The organism is Bordetella petrii, from assembly GCF_000067205.1.
In the GTDB taxonomy this organism is placed as follows: domain Bacteria; phylum Pseudomonadota; class Gammaproteobacteria; order Burkholderiales; family Burkholderiaceae_B; genus Bordetella_A; species Bordetella_A petrii.
On the sequence record NC_010170.1, the window covers coordinates 2,450,474 to 2,473,828 of the forward strand.

Annotated in this window: 18 protein-coding genes; 4 read left to right on the forward strand and 14 right to left on the reverse strand. The window is 67.9% G+C overall.

Translation table 11 applies throughout. The features are described from left to right. Positions 1–70 precede the first annotated feature (70 nt). Positions 71–1,333 carry a glycosyltransferase gene (locus BPET_RS11890; RefSeq protein ID WP_012249262.1) on the forward strand — a complete coding sequence of 421 codons (1,263 nt, stop codon included), beginning with the start codon at positions 71–73 and terminating at the stop codon, positions 1,331–1,333. Positions 1,334–2,008: 675 nt separating this feature from the next. Here BPET_RS11890 and BPET_RS11895 read toward each other — a convergent pair. Both BPET_RS11895 and BPET_RS11900 read right to left on the reverse strand, forming a co-directional pair. Beyond that, positions 2,009–2,488, reverse strand: a complete 480-nt coding sequence (locus BPET_RS11895) for a DUF421 domain-containing protein (protein ID WP_012249263.1) — start codon at positions 2,486–2,488, stop codon at positions 2,009–2,011. A 54-nt stretch (positions 2,489–2,542) separates the two neighbouring features. Then, complete coding sequence (locus tag BPET_RS11900) at positions 2,543–2,827, reverse strand: hypothetical protein (RefSeq protein WP_012249264.1); 285 nt, start codon at positions 2,825–2,827, stop codon at positions 2,543–2,545. Between the two features lie 129 nt (positions 2,828–2,956). On the opposite strand from BPET_RS11900, the gene BPET_RS11905 reads away from it, so the two are divergent. Both BPET_RS11905 and BPET_RS11910 read left to right on the forward strand, forming a co-directional pair. Beyond that, complete coding sequence (locus BPET_RS11905) at positions 2,957–3,178, forward strand: hypothetical protein (protein WP_041862869.1); 222 nt, start codon at positions 2,957–2,959, stop codon at positions 3,176–3,178. A gap of 96 nt (positions 3,179–3,274) precedes the next feature. Next, complete coding sequence (locus tag BPET_RS11910; protein ID WP_050978232.1) at positions 3,275–3,832, forward strand: DUF4142 domain-containing protein; 558 nt, start codon at positions 3,275–3,277, stop codon at positions 3,830–3,832. 45 nt (positions 3,833–3,877) lie between these two features. On the opposite strand, the gene BPET_RS11915 is transcribed toward BPET_RS11910, so the two are convergent. From BPET_RS11915 to BPET_RS11955, 9 genes are all read right to left on the reverse strand, one after another. After that, positions 3,878–4,567, reverse strand: coding sequence for a slipin family protein (locus BPET_RS11915; protein ID WP_407921186.1), 690 nt, complete (start codon positions 4,565–4,567; stop codon positions 3,878–3,880). A gap of 53 nt (positions 4,568–4,620) precedes the next feature. Beyond that, a complete protein-coding gene (locus BPET_RS11920; protein ID WP_012249267.1) occupies positions 4,621–6,063 on the reverse strand; it encodes an NfeD family protein in 1,443 nt (480 codons plus the stop codon). A gap of 67 nt (positions 6,064–6,130) precedes the next feature. Continuing rightward, positions 6,131–7,024 (reverse strand): NAD(P)-dependent oxidoreductase, encoded by an 894-nt coding sequence (locus tag BPET_RS11925; RefSeq protein ID WP_012249268.1) that lies wholly within the window; start codon positions 7,022–7,024, stop codon positions 6,131–6,133. Between the two features lie 137 nt (positions 7,025–7,161). Then, a complete protein-coding gene (locus tag BPET_RS11930) occupies positions 7,162–8,184 on the reverse strand; it encodes an SDR family oxidoreductase (protein ID WP_012249269.1) in 1,023 nt (340 codons plus the stop codon). 41 nt (positions 8,185–8,225) lie between these two features. Continuing rightward, positions 8,226–8,780 (reverse strand): DUF2244 domain-containing protein, encoded by a 555-nt coding sequence (locus BPET_RS11935; RefSeq protein WP_012249270.1) that lies wholly within the window; start codon positions 8,778–8,780, stop codon positions 8,226–8,228. A 4-nt stretch (positions 8,781–8,784) separates the two neighbouring features. Further along, positions 8,785–10,362, reverse strand: a complete 1,578-nt coding sequence (gene ctaD / locus BPET_RS11940; protein ID WP_041862870.1) for a cytochrome c oxidase subunit I — start codon at positions 10,360–10,362, stop codon at positions 8,785–8,787. Between the two features lie 144 nt (positions 10,363–10,506). Then, positions 10,507–11,517, reverse strand: a complete 1,011-nt coding sequence (locus tag BPET_RS11945; protein WP_050978234.1) for a lysylphosphatidylglycerol synthase domain-containing protein — start codon at positions 11,515–11,517, stop codon at positions 10,507–10,509. Beyond that, positions 11,510–12,721, reverse strand: coding sequence for a cardiolipin synthase ClsB (clsB, locus tag BPET_RS11950; RefSeq protein WP_012249273.1), 1,212 nt, complete (start codon positions 12,719–12,721; stop codon positions 11,510–11,512). Before clsB ends, BPET_RS11945 begins: the two co-directional genes overlap by 8 nt. Further along, positions 12,718–13,518 (reverse strand): endonuclease/exonuclease/phosphatase family protein, encoded by an 801-nt coding sequence (locus BPET_RS11955; RefSeq protein WP_012249274.1) that lies wholly within the window; start codon positions 13,516–13,518, stop codon positions 12,718–12,720. Before BPET_RS11955 ends, clsB begins: the two co-directional genes overlap by 4 nt. A 287-nt stretch (positions 13,519–13,805) precedes the next feature. Here BPET_RS11955 and BPET_RS11960 point away from each other — a divergent pair, with 287 nt between their 5' ends. Next, entirely contained in the window at positions 13,806–16,862 is a 3,057-nt protein-coding gene (locus tag BPET_RS11960) for a PAS domain S-box protein (protein ID WP_012249275.1), read from the forward strand. Here BPET_RS11960 and treY read toward each other — a convergent pair. The 3 genes from treY to treZ are packed head-to-tail and all read right to left on the reverse strand — an operon-like array spanning position 16,824 to position 23,319. Then, a complete protein-coding gene (treY, locus tag BPET_RS11965; protein ID WP_012249276.1) occupies positions 16,824–19,445 on the reverse strand; it encodes a malto-oligosyltrehalose synthase in 2,622 nt (873 codons plus the stop codon). The genes BPET_RS11960 and treY overlap by 39 nt on opposite strands. Further along, positions 19,442–21,541 (reverse strand): 4-alpha-glucanotransferase, encoded by a 2,100-nt coding sequence (malQ, locus tag BPET_RS11970; RefSeq protein ID WP_012249277.1) that lies wholly within the window; start codon positions 21,539–21,541, stop codon positions 19,442–19,444. The genes treY and malQ overlap by 4 nt, the downstream gene beginning before the upstream one ends. Beyond that, positions 21,538–23,319, reverse strand: a complete 1,782-nt coding sequence (treZ, locus tag BPET_RS11975; RefSeq protein ID WP_012249278.1) for a malto-oligosyltrehalose trehalohydrolase — start codon at positions 23,317–23,319, stop codon at positions 21,538–21,540. The genes malQ and treZ overlap by 4 nt, the downstream gene beginning before the upstream one ends. Positions 23,320–23,355: the final 36 nt, after the last annotated feature.

The following is a 23,355-nucleotide window of genomic DNA, read 5'->3' on the forward strand; positions in this document are numbered from 1 at the left end:
GACGGCATACCGCTTGCTTATGGACGGCAACGCCGGGCAGCGCCAGGCAGCTTCCGTATGGAGATTCCCCATGAAAAAAATCGCGATAGTCAGTGAACACGCGTCGCCGTTGGCCTCGCCAGGCAGCGTGGACAGCGGCGGCCAGAACATCTATGTGGCGCAGACGGCGCGCCGGTTCGCGGCCGCGGGGCATCAGGTGGATATCTTCACGCGCCGGGACAATGCCTGCCTGCCCGCGGAAGTCGCCTGGCATCCTGGCATTCGCGTGATCCATGTGCCGGCCGGGCCTGCCCGATACGTTCCCAAGGAAGATCTCTTGCCGTATATGGACGACTTCGGCGCTTTCCTGTCGCGGCATTTCGGCCTGCAGGCGCGGCCGTACGACGTGGTGCACGCCAATTTCTTCATGTCGGCGCTGGCCAGCCTGCCGGCGGCGCGGCGCCATGGCGTGCCGCTTGCGGTAACTTTCCACGCGCTGGGGCGGGTGCGGCGCCTGCACCAGCGCGAGGCCGACCGCTTTCCAGACAGCCGGTTCCAGATCGAAAGCGATATCGTGCGCGAGGCCGACATGATCATTGCCGAATGCCCGCAAGATCGGCGCGACCTGCTCAATCTGTACGACGCCGACCCACGTCGTATCAGGGTGGTGCCCTGCGGCTATGATCCGCAGGAAATGTCGGTCATGGACAGCGGCGAGGCGCGCCGCCGGCTGGCGTGGCGGGCGGATGAATTCCGGATTCTGCAACTGGGCAGAATGGTGCCGCGCAAGGGCGTTGACAACGTCATCGAAGCGCTGGGCGTGCTGCATCGCCGGCATGGCGTGGCTGCCCGTCTTTGCGTGGTGGGAGGCGACCGGCGCGACAGCCCCGAACTGGCGCGCTTGCGCGCCGTGGCGGATCGGGCCGGCGTGACGCCGTTCGTAGAGTTTGCCGGGCGGCGCGACAGGCAGGATCTGTGCTGCTATTACTGCGCCAGCGACGTATTCGTGACCACGCCGTGGTACGAGCCTTTCGGCATTACGCCTGTGGAGGCCATGGCTTGCGGGCGGCCGGTGGTGGGTTCGGACACCGGCGGCATACGCAGCACCATCAAAGACGGCAAGACCGGGTTCCTGGTGCCGGCGCGTGATCCCGAAGCCCTGGCCGCGCGGCTGGCGCGCCTGGCCGCCGATCCCGGCCTGCGCCGCCAGATGGGCCTGGCCGGGGCGCGCCGGGCACGCCGCCGGTTTACCTGGCGGCAAGTGGGAAATGACCTGCTGGCCGCCTACGATGAGCTGTCGCCCGTGCAAACCCTGGATGCCTTCCAGGCGCGGCCGCAGGTGCTGGCCGCCTGATACGCGGTTGCGGCAGGTGTCAACATCGCGTCAGGTGTCAGGCTCCGCAGGTGCCGGACGCCGCTGTGCGCCGCTGGCGTTCCGGTTTTACGGTGTCTGAGACCGGCATTCCAGTTTTACCGTGTCTGATAGCGGCGTTCGGGTTTTACGGTGTCTGACACCCTACGGGAGTCAGACACCTGGCAGGTACACCTTGGTTTTGGGCGTCCGTGGCGTGAGCAGCTATCGCGTCAGGTGTCAGGCTCCGCAGGTGCCGGACACCGCTGTGCGCCGCTGGTGTTCCGGTTTTACGGTGTCTGAGACCGGCGTTCGGGTTTTATGGTGCCTGATACCGGCATTCGGGTTTTATGGTGCCTGATACCGGCATTCGGGTTTTACGGTGTCTGACACCCTACGGGAGTCAGACACCTGGCAGGTACACCTTGGTTCTGGGCGTCCATGGCGTGAGCAGTTATCGCGTCAGGTGTCAGGCTCCGCAAGTGCCGGACACCACTGTGCGCCGCTGGCGGTCCGGTTTTACGGTGTCTGACACCAGCGTTCCAGTTTTACCGTGTCTGACACCGGCGTTCCAGTTTTACCGCGTTTGATACTGGCATTCGGGTTTTACGGTGTCTGACACCCTACGGGAGTCAGACACCTGGTATGGCGCGGCGCGTGGCGCGGGCGCGGCGTGGGTTACTTCAGCACGCTGATATTGCCGTCGGGCTCGATATAGGCCCGGCGGATGTCCGATAGCTTATCGACGCCGTGCTGCCGCAGCTCGCTCATCAGTTCTTCCGGGGTTATGTATTCTCGCCGCATGCTGCGCCGTAGCATCTGGCCATCGCGCACCAGGCACACCTTGTCCGATTCGAGCAGGCGGCCGAGCCATGGCAGGAAATAGGTCAGCCGATCTATCAGCGCCACCCAGCCCACGATGACGGCGACCAGGATGGCGCCGTCGGTGATCGACTGGTACTGGCCCGCCATGCCGTTCTGCGCGGCGTCAGCGATCAGCACCAGCACCAGCATGTCGGCCACGCCCAAGGACCCGACGTCACGTCGCCCGGCCACGCGCAGCAATATCAGTATGCACCAGTACATGAGCGATCCGCGCACGATCAATTCCAGCGGCGGCACGGTCAGCCGGAACAGGTCTGGCCAATTGACATCCATGGTCGTACTCCTCGTGGTTGAACCCAACATCGCCCGCCGGCCCGCGCCGGCACGCTAGCGTGGCCTGCCGCCGTTGCGCACCGGGTCGGGACGGGAATGCGCCAGGCCGGCGTCGTCTTCGTCGACGATGCGGTCGGCCTCGATGTCGCTGCCGGTGTCATCTTGCAGCGACGGCTCCACGCTTTCGCGTTCGCCCGTGCCTTGCGAGTCGGTATCGTGGTCGCCGGCGGTGCCGGGCAGGTCGCTGCCCGAGTCGGATGAATCGCTGGGGCCCAGGCCGGGCTCGCGCGGCACGGCTTGGATAGGGAAGGGCGAAACGCGAAAAAACGACAAGTCCATGGCGAACTCCATAGTCGGGTGCGACGCGCCACGCGCGCGCCGCACACCCTCCTGCAAGTTTCGTGCCGGGGGCGGGGCGGGAACAGGGCTTGCGGCAAGCAGCGGCTTTTACTGCCGTGGAGTCCAATCATGAACGATGTCGATAAATCAACGCCGCGGCCCGCCGGCCGCCGGGAGCGGGAGGACGAAAAAATGCGTGAGCGCGATACCGATCGCACCTTGGCCGACCGGCCGGCAGACCCGAACCGGGCTGGCGCCGGCACACGCATTCCGCCCGGCGTGGACGCCGAGGATGTGCGCGATCCCGGTCGCCAGACACCGGACGCGCCGCCCGTCGACAACCGCTCATGACGCGGCGGGCTTGAGCAGGTCGGGCACGCGGGTTGCTATGCGTTCCTGCCCGCGAGCGGCGGGTTTCCCGGGGGGAACGAGATGAGTCCTTGGAAGATGAGCTGGCTTGCCGCGGCGACTGCCGCCGCGGTCATCATGGGAATACAGGCATACGCGTCTTCGGCGGCGCTGGATCACCAAGACCGCCTGTTCATGGAGGCTGCCACGCGCGCCGGCCTGTTCGAGCTGAGGGCGGGCGACCTGGCCTTGCAACGGGCTTCGAGCGACGAGGTGCGGGCGTATGCCCAAACGGTGTTGCGGGACCAGGCGCAAGCCCGCGCCAGCCTGTTGGCCCTGGCCGCGGCCAAGTCGCGCGCCGTGCCCACTGCCGTGGGCGCCGACCAGCATGCCTTGCTTGGCAGGCTGCAGAATGCGCCGCAAACCGCGTTCGACGACCTGTACTTGCAGAAGGTCGCGGTGCAGGGCCAGGCGTCCGTGGTGCGGCTGTTCGAGCGTACGGTGCGCGACAGCGACGATCCGGAGATCCAGGCCTACGCGGCCCGCGTGCTGCCCATGCTGCAGCGCCATCTCGACGAGGCGCGCCGGCTGCAGGCGCGGCTGCAATGGCCAGGCGCCAGTCCGAGCATGCTGGCCAGCGCGGACGGGCCGCTGTAGCTCGGCGAGCGCCGGGCGCCCGCGAGCGGCGCCCTCGGCACGCCGCTATGAGCGGTCGAACACGCGCCGCAGCAGGTCGATGGGCACGGGAAAGACGATGGTCGAGCTCTTGTCGCCGGCAATGTCGTACAGCGTGGACAGATAGCGCAGCTGCATGGCTTCCGGTGTGCTGGCCAGCGTGCGGGCGGCATCGACCAGTTTTTCGGCGGCCTGCTGTTCGCCTTCGGCGTTGATGATGCGCGCGCGCCGGTTGCGTTCGGCCTCGGCCTGGCGGGCAATGGCGCGCACCATGCTTTCGTCGATGTCGACGTGCTTGATCTCCACCGCGGCTACCTTGATGCCCCAGTCTTCGGTCTGCCGGTCCAGTATCTCGCGCAGGTCGGCATTGAGTTTGTCGCGTTCGGACAGCATCTCGTCGAGGTCATGCTTGCCCAGCACCGAGCGTAGCGTGGTCTGCGCCAGCTGGCTGGTGGCATCCATGTACTGTTCTACCTGGATCACCGCGCGGTCGGCGTCCACCACCCTGAAGTACAGCACCGCGTTCACCTTCACGGATACGTTGTCGCGCGAGATGATGTCCTGGGTGGGAATGTCCAGCACCACGGTGCGCAGGTCGACACGCACCATCTGCTGCACCACGGGAATCAGGATGATCAGCCCCGGACCCTTTACGCCGGTGTAGCGTCCCAGGGTGAACACCACGCCCCGTTGGTACTCGCGCAGCACGCGGATCATGGAAATGGCCAGCAGCACGATCAGCGCCGCGGCGATGAAATAGGCGATCAGGGTCATGTCGATTCCTTTGGGATGGAAGAGGCGGGGCGCACGTGCAGCACCAGGCCCTGGCGCGATTCGATGATGGCCTGCTCGCCGGGCCGCAGGGGCGCATCGGCGCGCGCTTCCCAGGTTTCCGCGCCGGCGCGCACCAGGCCGCCGTGCCCGTGCCAGGACAGCACTTGCACCGCCTGGCCGGCTTGCGTGCTTCCGTCTGACACTACGCGCCGGCGCTGTGCGCGCAGCGCGACAAAGAAGATCAGGAAGAGCAGCAGGGCGCTGGCGGCAGCCGCCGTTGCCACCAGCGGCACCGACAAGGCGAACCCGGCGCCGTGCGTGTCATACAGAAACAGCGAGCCGAACGCGAACAAGGCCAGGCCGGCCGCCCCCAGCAGGCCGAGTGTGGGCGTGAACGCCTCGGCCGCCATCAACGCAATGCCCAGCAATACCAGGCCCAGGCCCGCGTAGCTGACGGGCAGCATGTTCAAGGCAAACAAGGCGGTGACCAGGGCCACGGCGCCCAGCGCACCGGGCAGAATGGCGCCGGGGTTCATCATCTCGAACAGTATCCCGTAGATGCCCAGCAGCAGCAGGATGTACGCGATGTTGGGATCGGTGATCACGGCCAGCACGCGCGTGCGCCAGTCGGGTTGTAGCTCAAGCACAGCGGCGTCGCGCGTGGCCAATGTGATGACCGATGCATTAGCGCGTAATTCGCGGCCGTCGGCCCGGCGCAGCAGGTCGTGCAGGTCGTCGGCAACCAGGTCGATCACCTTTTGCTGCAAGGCCTCGCGGGCCGCCAGGCTGGCGGCGCCGCGCACGGCCTGTTCGGCCCATTCCGCATTGCGGCCGCGCATGTCGGCCAGGCTGCGGATGAGCGCCGCGGCGTCGTTGACGGCCTTGCTGTCATGGGGCGGCGGCGCGGCGTCCGCAGGCTTGCCGCCGGGGTCGGTTTCGGCCTTGCCGTGGTCTTCGTTCCGAGGCCGGCTGTCAGGCCCCAGGGGGATGGGGGTGGCCGCGCCCAGGTTGGTACCGGGCGCCATCGCGGCCAGGTGGCAGGCATAAAGAATGTAGGTGCCCGCGCTGGCCGCCCGCGCGCCGCCGGGCGCGACATAGCCGATGACGGGCACCGGCGAGGCGATGATGGCGCGCACGATATCGCGCATGGACGAGGCCAGGCCACCCGGCGTGTCGATGCGCAGCACCACGGCGGCGGCGCGGCGCGCATTGGCGTCGGCCAGGCCGTGCCGCAGGTACTCGGTGGTGGCGGGTCCTACCGCGCCCTGCAATTGCAACACCACCACCGGCGCAGACTGGCCTGGCGGCGCGGAGGTTGCCTGGGCGCGGGCCGGCGCGGACATGAAAGCGGCCATAGCCACCCACAACCAGGCTATCGCGCACAGCAACCCGGCACAATGGCTGGCGCACGGCAGGTGGCGTGACCCGGAATGCGGCATGGCGGCGCTCCTGGAGACGGGCCCGCATGCGAGCCCTGGTATCCATGGTAGTGCCTGCGCCCGCGCGTCACAAGGCGCCGTCGGTCGCCAGCAGCGTGACCAGGTGCGGCACCGTGGTCTGGGGCGGGGTGGCCTGCGCGCCGCGCTCGAACAACTGCTCGATGGCGTCGGCCGCACCGTGCGCCGCCCCGGCTTCGTGCGCCATGGTGGTGTAGTAGTCGAGGTCTTTGCGGGCGTTGGACAGCGAGAACCGCAGGCCCGAGTCGTCGCCCGATTCCAGGAAGGGACGCATGCGTTCCAGGGCTGCGCCGCCGCCGCCACCCTTGGCCAGAATGTCCACCAGCACTTGCGCCTCGATGCCGGCGCGTTTTGCGCAGGCGGCCGCCTCGGCAATGATGGCGGCGCAACCCAGCGAGACATAGTTGTGGATAAGCTTCATGCGATGGCCCGATCCCACCGGCCCGGCGTAGGTGATGTTCTCGGCGTAGCAGCGCAGCAGCGGCTGGCAGCGCTCGTACAGGGCGCGGTCGCCGCCCACCAACAGGTTCAGGCGGCCCTCGGCGGCTTCTTTGGGCGTGCGGGTCATGGGGGCATCGAGGAATTGGCCGCCGGCCTCGGCCACGGCTTGCGCGATGCGCACGGTGGAGGACGGGATGGCGGTGGAGCAATCGATGACCACTGTGCCCGGCCGCAGCCCTTGCAGCAGGCCGTCGGGACTGAACAGCACGTCTTCGACCTGGGGCGTGCCGGTCACGCACAAGATCACCACGTTGGCCTGGCGCGCCACCTGCGCGGGGCTGGCCACTTTGGCCGCGCCGGCCGTCAGCAGGCCATCGACCGGCTGGTTGCCGGGGTGGTCGAGCAGCACCAGGGGATATCCGTGTTTGACGATGTTGCTGGCAATGCCGTGGCCCATCAGGCCTACGCCAATCATGCCGATTGTGTCTTTCCCGGTAGTCATGAGATGGATTCGCGCTGAAATTTGGAAATTGGACGCCGCCGCGGCGGCACGATGACCATCATACAAGTAATGCAATGCCGCCCCGGCGGCCGCGCCTGGCCGCCGGGGCGGCTGGCCCCGGTGAACGGCCCCGGTGGTCAGTGCCAGCGCCGGCCGCGCGCGGCGCCGATGACCGTGCCGCAGACCAGCACGGCCGCGCCGGCCCACAGCAGGCCGCGTCCGCCTGTGGCCAGTTGGGTGTACATGCTGGTCTTGCGCACGTGCGGCGGCCCGGCGCCATCGCGGGCAGTATCTCCGCGTGCCGGGGCGCCGGCGTCGTACAACGCGTCGGCCCGCTCGCGGGCGGCGGTGTCGCTGCGCTGGTGGCGGATCAGCCAACCTGCCATGCGATCGGCCAGGGCGGGCATGCGCAGGCCCACGGACGAAATGGCTTTGGCGGCGCCGCCCACGAAAATATCGCGGCGCGGATGCTGGGCGGCGTACAGAATGGCCCGCGCGACGGTGTCGGCTGTGTATACGGGCGGCGGCAGGCGCGGCTCTACGTCCATGTAGTTGCGGGCGTGCTCGGAGTAACCGGTGGCAATCGAGGCCGGCTTGATCAACGTGACCGACACCGGCGCGGCTTCGGCCTCGAGTTCCATGCGCAACGCGTCGGTATAACCCTTGACGGCGTGCTTCGAGGCGGAATAGGCGCCTTGCAGGGGAATCGCCCGGTCGGATACCTCGCTGCCCACGTTGATCAGGGCGCCGCCATGTTGTTTCAGATAGGCGACGGCGGTGGTCGATCCGTACACCACGCCCCAATAGTTGGTGTCGAATAGTTTCCGCTGGTCTTCGATGGGCACGTCTTCCAGCCGGCCGAAAATCGATACCCCGGCGTTGTTGACCCACGTATCGATGCGGCCGTACTGGTCGATTGCCGCGCCCAGGATGCGGTCGTGGTCGGCCGCCACGCCGACATCGGCGCGCACGGCCAGGGCCTCGCCGCCTTCGGCCCGGATGGCCGCCACGGCGTCGTCCAGCGACTGCTGGCTGCGGCAGGCCAGTACCACCTTGGCGCCCTGGCGCGACGCCAGCCGCGCCGTGGCCAGGCCGATGCCGCTGCCCGCGCCGGTAATGACTATGACCTGGTCGTGCAATTTTTTCAGTCGGACATGCATGATGATCTCCCGTGTAGGACGCATCCGCCGGGCGGGCGGTCCTATACGGGGCCCCGCCAGGGCAGCGAATGGCGTAGTTCGGCTTCGATGCGGCGGCGCCGCTGCGCTGGCACATAGCGAGCCAGGCGCAGGTGGACGGCGCCGTAATGCAGCCAGAGTGTTTCGGCCGAATCGGCCTGTCGCACGAGCCGTGCCCAGTTGCGGTTGAATATGTGACGCGTGGTGGACCGCCCCATGTGCACCTCCACGATCATGCGGCCGTCGTCGAGCAGCGTTACCGTTTCGCCGTCGCGCACATGGCGGGCGAACGACAGGCTGGCCCCCGCGAGCAGCGCGATTTCGATGGCGCCATAGACGGCCACCGGCCACAGCCCGCGCATGGCGAACACCAGGCTGACGACGAGGGCGATGGCCGCGGCGCCGCCCATGCCCAGCAGGAACTGGCGCGGCGTGACGCAGCAGTTGCGCTTGAGCACCCAGCGTCGTTCGACCCGGGCGTCGGCCGTGGAAGCAGGGGCTGCGTCACAGGGCGGAATCAGCGCCGGCGGCAGCGGCGGCTGCGCACCCGGAAACGCATGGGCGCGGCGCATATGCATGATTTCACCGGATATCGGGCGGCACGACGAAGGTGTGATGCGGCGCCGGCGATGGCAGGGTCCATTCCAGCCCTTCGGCCCCTTCCCAGGGTTTGGCGGCCGCCGTTGCGCCCTTGCCGCGATAGCACTGCAGGATGACGTACAGGAACAGCAACTGCGACAGGCCGAACCAAAACGCGCCGATGGTGGCCACCTGGTGGAAGGTGGTGAACTGCGCGGCGTAGTCGGCGTAGCGGCGCGGCATGCCTGCCAGACCCAGGAAGTGCATCGGGAAGAACGTGAGGTTGAACGACAGCATGGTCGACCAGAAGTGCAGCTTGCCCAGCTTTTCGTTGTACATGCGGCCCGTCCATTTGGGCACCCAGTAGTACGCGCCGCCGAACAAGGCGAACAGCGAGCCGGCCACCAGCACGTAGTGGAAGTGAGCCACCACGTAGTAGGTGTCGTGCACCTGGATGTCGATCGGGGCGATTGCCAGGATCAGCCCGGTGAAGCCGCCCATGGTGAACACGAAGATGAAGCCGATCGCGAACAGCATGGGGGTTTCGAAGGTTAGCGAGCCGCGCCACATGGTGGCCACCCAGTTGAACACTTTCACCCCGGTGGGGATGGAGATCAGCATGGTTGCGTACATGAAGTACAGCTGGCCGGCCACGGGCATGCCGGTAGTGAACATGTGGTGCGCCCACACAATGAACGACAGCACGGCGATGGCCGAGGTAGCGTACACCATGGATGCGTAGCCGAACAGTTTCTTGCGGGAGAACGTGGGCACGATCATGGACACGATGCCGAAGGCCGGCAGGATCATGATGTAGACCTCGGGGTGCCCGAAGAACCAGAACACGTGCTGGTACATCACCGGGTCGCCGCCGGCGGCGGCATTGAAGAAGCCGGTGCCGAAATGGCGGTCGGTCAGCACCATGGTGACCGCCGCGGCCAGCACGGGCATTACGGCAAGCAGCAGGAAAGCGGTGATCAGCCAGGTCCAGCAGAACATCGGCATCTTCATCAGCGTCATGCCGGGCGCGCGCATGTTCAGGATGGTGACGATGATATTGATGGCGCCCATGATGGACGAGGCGCCCATGATGTGGATGGCGAAGATGGCCAGGTCCATGCCGGGGCCCATTTGCGCCGACAGCGGCGCGTACAGGGTCCAGCCGGCGGCGGTGGCGCCGCCGGGCACGAAGAAAGATGCCGTCAGCATGAGCGCCGCCATGGGCAGCAGCCAGAAGCTGAAGTTGTTCATGCGGGCGAAGGCCATGTCGGATGCGCCGATCTGCATCGGGATCAGCCAGTTGGCAAAGCCCACGAGCGACGGCATGATCGCGCCGAAGATCATGATCAGGCCGTGCATGGTGGTGAACTGGTTGAACAGCTCAGGCTGGAAGAACTGCAGGCCGGGCTCGAACAGCTCGGTGCGCAGCAGCAGGGCCAGCGTGCCGCCTTCCAGCAGCATGACGAACGAGAAGATGAGGTACATCGTCCCGATGTCTTTGTGGTTGGTGGCAAACAGCCAGCGACGCCAGCCGTGCGGGGTGTCGTGCCCGTGCGGGGCATCGTGGGTCAGAGTGTCCATGGCGCATCCTGGAATAGGGCGGGCTGGCGCTGACGGCAGCAAACAAGCTGCCGCGTCGCCCGGAGACCTGATCCGCACATTGAGCGCCTGCATAGCTGACAATCACCTGAAACCCGACATGCCAATGCCGGCAAATCTGGCGGTTCAGCCCGGCACGTCCGGCGTTTTCGCCACGCGCGCCGGGGCCCGGCCTGGGCGGGGCTGCCGCAGCCGGGCTTCCAGCAACACGTAGGCCACCAGCGCCACGATCAGCGGGGCAAGGTAATACAAGGCGCGGTAGGCCAGCAGCGTGCCGAGCACCTGGGCCTGCGACACTTGCGGGGCCAGCATGGCCACGAACACGGCTTCCAGCACGCCCACGCCGCCAGGTATGTGCACCACCGCGCCGGCGATGCTGCTGAGCAGCAGGGCCGCCAGCACCAGCGTGTACGACACACGCTGCTCGAACAGCAAGTACAGGATGCCGGCGATCGCGCCCCAGCAGATCACGGCCAGCACCGACTGCAGCACCGCGATGCGCAATGCCGGCAGCGGAATGTGGCGCCGGCCCACGCGCAGATGCCGGCGGCGCGACAGGGCGCATAGCGCCAGGTAACCCGCCGCGACGGCCAGCATGGCGGCTCCGGCCACCTGCAGCGCGGCCGGGCTGAGTTGCCAGGCCGAGGGCGCCTGGCGCAGGGCGAACAGCGCGCCGAACAGCCACAGGTAGCCCAGCCAGTTGGTGAAGATGCTCATCGCCAGCACCTTCGAAATCACCGATAGCCGCAAGCCCAGCTTGCCGTACAGGCGAAAACGCAGGCCCACGCCGCCGATCAGCGCGCCCAGGTTGACGTTGATGGCGTAGCTGACGAACGCCACGGCCATGGTCGTGGTCGTGCCCAGTTTGTGCCCGGTATAGGCGCGGCCGATCAGGTCGAAGGCGGTGTAGGCCAGATAGGCCACCGGCACCAGGCAGGCGCTTTCCACCAGCGCCGATGTCGGCATGTCCTGCAGCACGCGCCATACCTCGTGCCATTGCACATCGCGCGCCAGCCGCGCCAGCAGCACGATGGCCACCACCATGAACAGGCCGGTCCAGTATCGCCGCGTGCGTTTCCAGAAGCGGCGCGCGGGGCGCCAGGTGGTGGCCGAAAGCAGGCGGCGTGGCTTAATCATGCGAACGCTCATCGGTAGGCGCGGCGGGTTGGGAAGGATCGATGCGCTCCAGCCGCGGTCGGCGCACCGGCAAGGTGGCAGCCCATGCGGGGAAGCGGCGCAGCACGTGGAAGACGGCTACGCCGAACCACAGGCGGCTCAGCACGCGCTTCATGCCTTGCTGGGGCACCATGCGGCGGCAATGGTGCTGGATCAACTGGTCGAGGGATGCGCGCAGTTCCGCGGTGAAGGCGCGGTCGCGCACTACCACGTTGGCTTCCAGATTCAGGGCCAGACTGAGCGGGTCCAGGTTGCTGGAACCCACGGTGGCCCATTCATCGTCCACGCAGGCCACTTTGCCGTGCAGGGGCCGCTCGCAGTATTCGTAGATGATGACGCCGGCCGACAGCAGATAGTCGTACAGCGTGCGGGCCGCCAGTTGCGCGATGGGCATATCCGGCTCGCCCTGCAGGATAAGCCGCACGCATACGCCCCGTCGGGCGGCGTTGCGCAGGTCGCGCAGCAACCGGTAGCCCGGAAAGAAATAGGCGTTGGCCACCGTGATGTCGTGCTGGGCGGTGCGGAACCCGGCGCGGTAATAGCGTTCTATGTCGGTGCTGTGCCGGTCGTTGTCGCGCGTGACGAACAAGGCCGCGCCCGCGTCGGTGGCGCCGTGGGCCGAGCCGGCGCGGCGCCGCCAGCGCCGCCGGCGGCCGCGGCCATGCACCGCTTCGTAGGCGAAGCGGTGAATATCTTCCACTACCGGGCCGCGCAGCTCGGCCGCGTAATCCTGCTTGGCTTCGGGCCCGTATTCGGCCAGATGGTCGGCCGAGTAATTGATGCCCCCCACGAACGCCACCTGGCCGTCTACCACCGTCACTTTGCGGTGCATCCGGCGCAAGGCGTTGACGCGAAAACCCAGCACCCGGGGGTGCGGATCGTACACATGAAAACGCACGCCGGCTTCGGTCAAGCCGCCGATGAAGGTTTCGTCCAGGCAATCCGACCCGTATCCGTCTACCATGACGTCGACCTCGACGCCGCGCTGCGCCGCCTCGATCAAGACCTGGCGCAGCTCCTGGCCGACCGGGTCGTCGAACAGAATGAAGGTTTCCAGCAGGACTTCCCGGCGCGCGGCGCGTATGGCCTCGAATACGCGCGGGAAGAACGCCTCGCCGTTCTCCAGCAGGCGCACGGTGTTGCCTGGATGCCAGGCGGCGCTCATAGCCGCACCTCGGCCGCCAGCGGCGCGTGATCGGACAGGTGGCGCCAGACCCGTGATGCGAGCGGGACGGGTCTGGCCGCCGCCACGTCGCGCACATAGATGCGGTCCAGCGCCAGCAACGGCCAGCGGGCCGGGAACGTGCGCGGCTCGCGCCCGAGGGCGCGGCGGAATACGTCATGCAGCCGGCAGGCCGCCAGCAGCGGGGACGCGCGCCGGCGCCAGTCGTTGAAATCGCCGCCGACCAGCACTGGCGCATCGTCGCCGAGGCGCTGCACCAGTGCGCACAGCTGTCCCAGCTGCGCGCGCCGGTGCGCTTCGCGCAGGCCCAGGTGCACGCATACGGCATGCATGTCGCCGGCCAGGTCGGGATGGCGCACGGTGCACTGCAGCATGCCGCGGCTTTCGTGGTTGTCCACCGAGACATCGTGATTCTGGTGGGTAACGATGGGCCAGCGCGACAGCACGGCATTGCCATGGTCGCCCTCGGGGTAGACCGCGTTGCGTCCGTACGCGAAGTCGCTCCACAGGCTGTCGGCCAGGAACTCGTACTGCGACGTGGCCGGCCAGGCCGCCAGGCGGCGCGCATGGCGGTGATGCGTGCCGATAACTTCCTGCAGGAACACAATATCGGGCCCCGCGTCGCGCAGCGCGGCCTTCAGTTCGTGCAGGATGAAGCGCCGGTTGAAGAGCGTGAAGCCTTTATGGACGTTGACGGTCAGCAGCTTGATCGTCGTGCCGCCGCGTTGCGGTGATTCTTGATCTGGCGGTTCTTGGCCTGGCGATGCTTGGCCTGGCATATGGCTCTCCGGTGAGGCAATGGCCGACACCCAGGCAAGAAGCGTGCCCGGCGTTCGCGGGCGGCGCACGCCCCGAAAAATGGCCTTTTTTGCCTGCGCCGGAAGAAAATTCCGATTTACCGCGCCCCGAGGCTACCGTACCGGGCACGCTATATGCTGGCGCCCCGCCAGCCGGGACGGCGTTGCGTGGTGTTACGCCGCCAGGGATGCTGCCCAGGCATACTGGAGCCCTGCCGCGCGTACGGCGCGGCGGGTCCGGCCCTGTGCCGGCTGTTGAAGAGGACGCCATGTTCACCAAGCGAGACCAGGTGCGCAACCCATGGGCCGATACTCGCGCCCGCCTGGAAGACGAACGTGTCATGTTGCAACGCATCGCCAGGGGCGTGCCCCTCGGTGAAGTCATGGCAGACGTGCTTCGTTCCGTCGAACGTCAATCCGGCGTAGATCTCAAAACGTCGATCATGTGCGTCGACCCCGCCCTGGGGCAGTTGCGCTATCTGGCGGCGCCGGGCCTGCCGGCCGAGTTCGTGGCCAAGACAGACGGCGCGCCGATCGGCCCGACACAAGCGTCGTGGGGCGCCGCCGCCCACCTGGGCTCGCCCGTGTATGTGGGCGACATTGCAACCCACCCCAACTGGAAGCCGTGGCGCGACCTGGCGCTTGGCTACGGCCTGCGCGCCTGTTGGGCCACGCCCATCAAGGGAACCGACGGCAGCCTGCTGGGGGTGGTCTCGAACTACTATCGCGTCGAGCACATGCCGGCGCCCAACGACATCGATGCCATGGCGTTGGTGGCGCGCACCGTGGCCCTGGTTATCGAGCGCCATCGCACCCAACAGGCGCTGCGGGAAAGCAGCGAGCGATGGCGAAGCATGTTCCAGCGCATGCAGGAAGGCTTTTTCCTGTGTGAGGCCGTACGCGATGCCGAAGGCCGGATCGTCGATTTCCGTTTCATCGAGGTGAATCCGGCCTTTGAACAGCAGAGCGGTTTGCAAGCCGGCGACACGCTGGGCCATTCGCTGCGTGAAATGATCCCGGGGGTGCCCGACCTGATTCTGCAGACGTTCGCCAATGTAGTGGAAACGGGCGAGTCCGCGCAGTTCGAGCAGGCCGCGCCGCACCAGGGGCGCGACGCCTGGTACGAGGCGCATGTCCATAAAGAAGGACCTGACCGGATAACGGTGCTGGTGCTGGATATCTCGGCGCGCAAGGCCGCCGAGGGCGAGTTGTGGGCCGAGCAGCATCGCAAGAACTTCCTGTTGTCGCTCGTGGACCAGATGCGCGAGATTCATCGACAGCACGATATCGAGCATGCTGCGTGCGAGGCGCTGGGCCGCCACTTGCAATTAAGCGTGGCTGCCGTGCTGGAGTTCGACGCGAGCGGCGCTCGCGCGCGGGCGGGCACGCATTGGGTGTCGGAACAGGCAGAGCAGGAAGGCGAAAGTATTTCAATGAGCCAGATCGGCCGGGAATGCGCCCAGGCCTACGAAAACGGCCGCACCACGTTTCTGTCGCCCTTGCTGGCCAGCCAGGCAGGCGAGGCAAGTCCCGTGGCCATCGCGATTCCGTTGCGGCGTTGGGGTTGGCCTACCGGCATGTTGTACGTGAGGCCGCATCGCAGCAACCTGCTGAAAGGCACGGATATCGCGTGTGTGGAGGAGGTGGCCGAGAGGCTTTGCGATGCCATCGAGCGCTCGCAGTATGCCCGCGTGCTCGAGCGGCGCGTCGAATCGGCCATCGCGGAACGCGACCGCATCTGGCGCCTGTCGCCCGAATTGCTGGCAGTGGCCAATGCGCGCGGCCGCTTTGTCAGCGTGAACCCCGCCGTGCGCGCCATCCTGGGCTGGACGCCAGAGCAATTCCTGGCCATGCCCATGGAAGACCTGGCGCATGCGGACGATCTGCCGCGCATCAAGGAAAGCCTGCGTTTGAACGGCGATCCCGGCCAGCGGGTGCGGCACCTGGAAAGCCGCCTGCTGACGAAGCAGGGCGGCTATAGCTGGATCACGTGGACCATCTCGTGGGCACACGACAACTTCTACCTGGTGGGCCGCGACGATACCGATTTCAAGCTGCAGGCCGAGCAACTGCGGCAGGTTCAGGCGGCCCTGCTGCAATCGCAAAAAATGGAAGCCGTGGGCCAGCTGACCGGCGGCATCGCGCATGACTTCAACAATATGCTGCAAGGCATCAGCGGCGCGCTGTACCTGATCCAGCGCAAATTCGATGCCGGCAAGTACGAGGATGCGATTCGCTTCATTGCTACTGCCATGGACTCCACCAATCGGGCGGCGCGGCTCACGCAGCGCCTGTTGAGCTTTTCGCGGCGCCAGCCGCTGGACCCGCGGCCACTGGACCCGGCCGCCATGCTTGCGTCCATGGATGACCTGTTCCGCCGCTACACGGGCGAAGGGGTCATCTTGACCTGTCGCGCCCAGCCGGGCGTGCACATTGTAAAGTGCGACGCCAGTCAGTTCGAGAGCGCCTTGTTGAACCTGATCATCAATGCGTGCGACGCCATGCCGGACGGTGGTCACCTGACCGTCGAGGCGCTGAATACTCGGCTCGACGAGGATTTCCTGCGCCAGTACCCCGATGTGCGGCCCGGCGAATTCGTCGAAGTCAGGGTCGTGGACCACGGCCGCGGCATGGCGCCCGAAGTACTTGAGCGGGCCTTTGAGCCATTCTTCACGACCAAGCCCATGGGCGAGGGCACCGGCCTGGGTTTGTCGATGATCTACGGTTTCACCCGGCAGGCCGGCGGCCTGGTGGCCATGGACAGCACGCCCGGCGAAGGCACCACGGTCAGGCTGTGCCTGCCTCGCTATCAGGGACGCCAGGCCCGCCCCGATGGCCCCGCGGTCTCCGAGACGGTCGAGGCCGGCGCTTTGCCTCCCGATACGGTGATTGTGCTGGTCGAAGACGACACCAATGTGCGCGAAATGGTGCGCGAATGCCTCGCGGGTGTTTCGCTGCGCGTGCTGGAGGCGGCCGACGGCGAGGCTGGCGCGCGGCTGCTGAAGGACGCGCAGCGGGTCGACCTGCTGTTGACCGATGTAGGCCTGCCTGGCCTGAACGGCCGCCAGTTGGCCGACGTCGCGCGCGAAATCCGTCCGGGCCTGCGAGTGCTGTTCATGACCGGCTATGCGGAAAACGTGGTCGACGGCAGCGAGTTCCAGGGCGAAGGAATGGAAGTCATCCTGAAGCCATTTTCGCCGGGCAGCCTGATAGACCGCATCCGCAAAATGCTCAGCCATGAGGCGTCGGGCTGGAACATATCGGACGAGCGTACCCGCGACGGCGCATCAGGCCAACTGGATACTGACGGGATGGCCCTGCAATAGCTGGGTGAGGGCCAGGCATCCGCGCGTGTCCGGGCGTTGCACGGCGTCCGTGCGCACATCGCGCCAGGCCAGCCCTGCCAGGCCCGCCGGAAGCCGTACGTGTGTGTCGGCCCAGAAATCGGTTGCGCGCGCATCCCGCGCCGGGTCGGACAGCGCCAGGCTGCACAGGCGCGGCACGGCCACCAGCAAGTGCCGGCCTTCATGGCAGCGCACGAACGCCACCACATGCGCCGCCTTGGCGCCGTGCACGGACAGCGGCAGGTATGAGCCATGGCCGAACAGCAAGGGATGCGCGGTTCGCAACTGCAGCAGGCAATGTACGAGCTGCTGCTTGATCTGGCCCGGCTGCCAGGCGGCATGGCGCACGGCTGCGCCGCCTGCCTGAGGGGCCGGCGGATGCGCCAGCGCGGCTGCCCGCGCTGCGTAATCGACCGGGCGCCGGTTGTCGGGGTCCACCAGGCTGAAGTCCCAGAACTCCGTGCCCTGGTACAGGTCTGGAACGCCCGGCACGGTCATGCGCAGCGCGGTCTGGGCCAGGCTGTTGATCAGCCCCGCCGGCGCCAGGCGCTGCGCGAAGGCGGCGATCTGCTCCAGCCGCGAGCGGCCAGCGCCGTGGGGTTCCCGCAATTGTTCCAGGTAGGCGTCGCAAGCCGCCTCGTAATCGAGATCCGGCTCGGCCCAGCTCGAACGCCGCTTCGCTTCGCGCAAGGCTTTGCGCTGCCAGGCGCGGACTCGTTCCAGGAAGTGTTCTACGCCTGGCGTGTCGCCTGGCTCCAGCCCCGCAGGCCAGGCGCCCACGAGCGTTTGCAGCAACATGTAGCGGTCGGCTGCGGCCGGCGGCGCACCGGCCGGACCCAGCCATTGCTGCGCGTGCTGCAGCCATTCAAGCGGGATTTCCGTCAGCGCCGCCAGGCGCGCGCGCACATCTTCGCCGCGCTTGTGGTCGTGGCTCGCGGTGGCCAGCATCGCGCCGGGAAAGCGGCGGGCGCGGGCCGCGCAGGCGCGATGGAAATCGGCTGCGGACAGCGCAAAATGATCCGGCGCGGCGCCCACCTCGTTGCGCGACAGTAACGGACCGTAGCGGTAAAACAAGGTGTCCTCGAGCGCCTTGGCCGCCAGCGGCGGGGTCAATTGCTGAAATCGGCGCAGCGCCAGATCTTGTCCGGGCCGCGGCTCGTCGCCGGCGAGCCATAGCAGGATCTGGTTCAGCAGGTCGATGTCGGCATGCGACAACGCCGGGCCGGGCAACTGCCGGGCGCGCGCCGCGGCGGCCTGGCAGCAGGCCCGGTCGGCGGCGCTGTTGGCGGCGGGGCCGCCATAAGTGCGATACACCGGAAAGGCCGCCAGCAGGCGGGTCAGCACGCGGTCGATGGCGTTTTCGCTCCAGTCGCGCGTTGCGAGGTCGCCGCGCGCGACGTCCAGCAGGGCGCGCACCAGGGCGCGGCGTTCGGCCGCGAAATGGCGCGACAGCATGCGCAGGCGCGCAGCTTCGAGCTGTTCGCGCGGCGGCCGGTCGTCATGCGCCAGCACCTGCCAGGCCTGGACCAGCACCGGAGCCGCGGCCGGGTCGTGCAACAGCGCGCCAGCCTGGTCCATGAAGTCGTAGCCTGTCGTGCCGTCGACGTCCCAGCGTTCATCCAGGGTTTCGCCGGGAGCCAGGATCTTTTCCACCACCAGGTAAGGGTCGCGGGGCAGTCCGGCTGTCAGGCGCGCCTGGCCGGCCGTGCGCAGGGCAGCGCGCAACTGCCTGCAATAGCCGATGGGGTCGGCCAGACCGTCTACATGGTCGACCCGCACGCCATCGATCAACCCTTCGGCATAGAGCCGCAGCGTCAAGGCATGTACGGCGTCGAACACGTCGGGCCGCTCGACCCGCACGCCCACCAGCGTGTCGACTTCGAAGAATCTTCGCCAGTTGATCTGGTCGGCGGCCGTGCGCCACCACGCCAGCCGGTAGTGCTGCTTTTCCAGCAGTTGATGCAGGCGGGCACGGCCGGCCGCGTCCGCCGGGTCGTGAGATCCGGTTGCCGCGCCGGGTGTGGATGAGTCGGGCTCGGTGCCTGGGGCCAGCGGCAGGCGCGCGCCGCAGGCTTCGATGGCGTAGGCGCCGGCGTCGGAATCGTAGACCAGGCGAATGTCGCCGGCTTGCAGGCTGGCCCCATAGGGGCGCGCCAGCCGGGGCAGCAACAGCTTGCCATGCAGCGCGGCGTCGGGCGGATGCCAATCGATGTCGAACCAGTCGGCATACTGGCTGGCTTGCCCGTGCATCAACACGTCGCGCCACCAGGGGTTGGCGCAATCGGCCGCCATATGGTTGGGCACGATGTCGGCGATGAGCCCCATGTCCTGGCCGCGCAGGCCGGCCGCCAGTCGCCGCAGGGCTGCTTCGCCGCCCAGCGCCGGATCGACGCGGCCGTGATCGGCGACGTCGTACCCGTGCGTCGATCCGTTGCACGCCGTGCTAAGAGGCGAGAGGTACAAGTGGCTGATGCCCAGCTTCGCGTAGTACGGCACCTGGGCCAGCGCGTCGTCGAGCGTGAAGCCGGCGTTCAACTGCAACCGGACGGTCGCGCGGGGAATCATGCCGATCTCCGGGCGGCAGTGATCGCCTCGATCCGAGCGCGCAGCGCAGGGTCCTGCAGCAGGTTGCCGGAGGTTCGCGGCAGGCGCTGGCGCCAGTTGGGGTGTTCGGTGGTAGTTCCAGGCAGGTTAGGTTGGTCGGCCACGGCGGCCAGATCTTCCAGCGGCGCCAGCATCAACGGCGCCGGCGTGGCGGCTACGAAACCGAGCATGGCGGCGATGGGCGCCGTTTGGGGTGGCGTGTCGCCTTGCACCAGGCCGGCGGCGCGCAGGCCGGACCACAGGGACGAGCGCTGGGCCTGGCGTTCGGCCAGGGCTTGGGTATTGACCGCCGGGGCGGCGCCCAGACGAGCCCGCCATTGCAGGTCGCGGCCTTCCCACCAGCCACGTAGCGTGGGCAGGTCGTGCGTGGTGGGCATGGCAATGGCGTCGGCCGGCCATTCGCCGGGCGCCAGGAAGGCCGCGGACGTGCCGGAAGGCGGGCGCACGGGCGGCGCCGCGGTCTGGAACCACAGCACGCTGGTGCCCAGAATGCCGCGCTCGGCCAGGCGCTCGTTGAAGCCTTCGGGCACGGTGCCCAGGTTCTCGCCCACGATCAGGGCCCGGTGGCGCCAAGCCTCCAGGGCCACCAGGTCCAGCAATGGGTTCAGCGGATAGCGCAGATACGCGCCCGCCTCGGGCGAGGCGCCGGCCGGCACCACCCACAGGCGTGCCAGCCCCAGGATGTGGTCGATGCGCAGGCCGCCCGTGTCGGCGAGCACGGCTCGCAGCATCTCGATGAAGGCCGAATATCCGCGCTCCTGCAGCGCGTGGGGAGAGAATGCGGCCAGGCCCCATTGCTGCCCTGCTGGGTTGAAAAGATCGGGCGGGGCGCCTATGGACAAGCCTTCGATGATCTCGGCCTGGCGGCTCCACGCATGGCTGCCGCGCGGGTCCGTGCCCACCGCCAGGTCGGCAATCAGCCCCAGGCGCATGCCGGCCTGGCGCGCGCGGGCCTGGACGCTGCCCAGACTGGCGCGCGCCAGCCATTGCATGAAAATGTGAAAGCCCACTTCCTGTTCGTGCGCCGCGCCAAAGCCCCGGGCGCGGGACGAGCGAGGGTCGCGCAAGGCGTCCGGCCACTGCCGCCAGTCGGTGGCGTGGCGTTCGTGCAGCACTTCGAAAACGGCGTGGTTCTGCAGGGTGTCGCCGCCGGCTTCGCGAAAGCGGGCGCAGGCGTCGCGCAAGGCCGGCGCGGCGCGCTCGAACCTGTCGTACAGTTTGCGCAGCAGCGCCAGGCGCCGCGCGCCGGCGGCCTGCCAGTCGACCAGGCAGGCCTGCTCGAGCGCCGCGGCGCGTCCGGCGGCATCCACTGCCGCCATGGCCGAGCGCACTTCATCAGCGCCGAATACTGCGCCCGGATCGGCATACAGCACATTCAAGAAGAGCCGGCTCGATGGAGAGTAGGGGCTGCAGGCTGCGGGCCGGGCGCTGAACATGGCGTGCATCGGGCTGACCGCCAGCGCGTCGGCGCCGAGCCGGCCTGCCTGTTCGGCCAGGTCGGCCAGCGCGCCGAAGTCGCCATAGCCGCCCGCGGCCGGGGCCGAGGGGTCGGCGCGGCGCAGGCTGTGTATCTGCGCGGCGATGCCCCAGGCTCGCGGCGAATCGTCCTGCAGCAGCTGCGCTGGCGATGGGCATCGCCCGGGCGCAACGGCCAGCGCGTACTGGCGCCCAGCCAGTTCCAGCAGGTGGTAGCCGGGGCGGTCAGGAGCCTGCAGGCAGGCATCGTCGCCGGCCCCGGTGGCCTGGCCTTCGTCGCAAGTGCCGTCTTCGTAGTGGACGAGATAGCGGCCCGCGCGCACGCCGGGCAGCTGCACGCTGTGTCCCGTCCGGACAATGGTCAGTGCGGGCGGCTGGCTGGCGGGCAAGGCCAGGCGAGCAAGGCTGTCGCGCGCCTGCGCCGGCGTGTCGGCGGGCAGATCCATGGCCGCCAGGACCGCGCGCAGCGTTTCGGCGGGCGTGTCGCGCCGCCGGCCATGCGCATCGATCCAGCGCGGCGCCACGCCGGCGGCTTCGGCCAACGCCGTCAGTGAATCCGCGACAGAGGCGCTGGCGCTCATCGGGGTTCCTCCATGATGCACAGCGTGCACTCGGCTGGCAGGCTGCCGCCGGCCAGCGCGTCGTATGCCCCGGCGCAGCTCTGGAACAGCAGCACGGCGGCTTCGCCCGGCAACGCCGCGTGGACCGGCGCGACATCTTCGTCGCCCAGGTTCACATACAGGGACAGCCGCGCGCCGTCGCCCAGGCGCCAATGCGCGGCCACCGCGGATGGCCCCAGCACGTTGGCGGCTTCGGCGCGAGCGCCCGCCAGGCGCGGCGCGATGAGGCGCTGTCGCACCTTGAGCAGCGCCTGATAATAATCTTGCCAATGCACTGCCTCCGGCTCTTCGACCCAGGGATAGCTGGACGCATAGGTGTCCGGATCATTCGGGTCCGGCAACTGCCAGCCTGTACGGCGCGGTGCGGCACCGAAACGGAACTCGCGCTGCCTGCCGTCGCGCACGGCCTGCGCCAGGGCAGGATCGGCATGATCGGTGAAATACAGGAACGGCGCCCGCGCGCCGCATTCCTCGCCCATGAAAATCAGCGGGATGTGCGGCGCCAGCAGCTGCAGGGCGATGGCGGCCCGCAGGGCTGGCTGGCGCCGGGCGGCGAGCGTCAGCAGGCGTTCGCCGAAGGCGCGGTTGCCGGTCTGGTCATGATTCTGCAGGAACAGCACGAACGCCGTGGACGGCAGGTCGGCGCTGGGCTCGCCGCGATGCCGCGCCGCATCGCGCAGCGTGGATTGACCCTGGTAGGCATAACCTTCGGACAGGCAGCGCGCCAGCATGGCGGCAGGTTGCGCGGCGTAGTCGGCGTAGTAGCCGTGAGTCTCGCCCGTAAGCAGATGGTGCAGCACGTGATGCGCGTCGTCGTTCCATTGGGCATCGTAGCCCTGCCGTAGCAGCGACGCGCGATTATCGTCGTTCTCGACCACCAGGTGTATGTGCCGTGACGCCGGAATGTGGCTGCGCACGTAGCGCGCCAGTCGGGGCAGCCACTCTGGCGTGGCGATGGCATGCACGGCATCCAGCCGCAGGCCGTCGAAGCGGTACTCCGTCAGCCAGTACAGGGCATTTTCTTCGAAAAAACGGCACACCTGCGGTTGCCGGAAATCGATGGCGGGGCCCCAGGGCGTCTGCACGTCGTCGCGAAAGAACTGGCGGGCGTAGGCGGGCAGGTAGTTTCCTGTGGGGCCGAAATGGTTGTAGACGACATCGAGCATCATGCACATCCCCAATGCATGGGCCGCATCCACCAGTTCTTTCAGTTGACGCGGCGTGCCGTAGCAAGCGTCGGGCGCGAAGGGCAGCACACCGTCGTAGCCCCAGTTGCGCCGGCCGGGAAAATCGGCGATGGGCATGAGTTCCACCACGGTGATGCCCAGCGCGGCCAGCTCCGGCAAGCGTTGCTGCAAGCCGGCAAAGCCGCCCGCGAGCCCGGCGTGCACTTCATAGATGACGGCTTCCTGCCACGGCCTGCCCGTCCAGTCGGGGTGCCGCCAGGCGTAGCCGTCCGCGGCGGAGACGATGCTGTAGCCGTGCACGTCATCGGCCTGCTGGCGCGATGCGGGGTCCGGCACGGCGTGTTCTGCGTCGAGCCGGTAACGGTAGCGCGTGCCGGGCGGGCACGCCACGTCTGCCTGGACCCAGCCTGTCTCGTCGGGCTGCAATGGAATGGGCGTGCGTCCTTCTATTTCAAGCGCCAGGGCAGGCGGCGCGGACGGCGCCCACAGGCGAAAGCGCGTCGTGCCATCCGGCATGGCCTGCGCGCCGAACATGGGCGCGGCGTCGTCCACCGGGGCGTCGAGGCGCCGGCAGGGCTGGCATTCGGC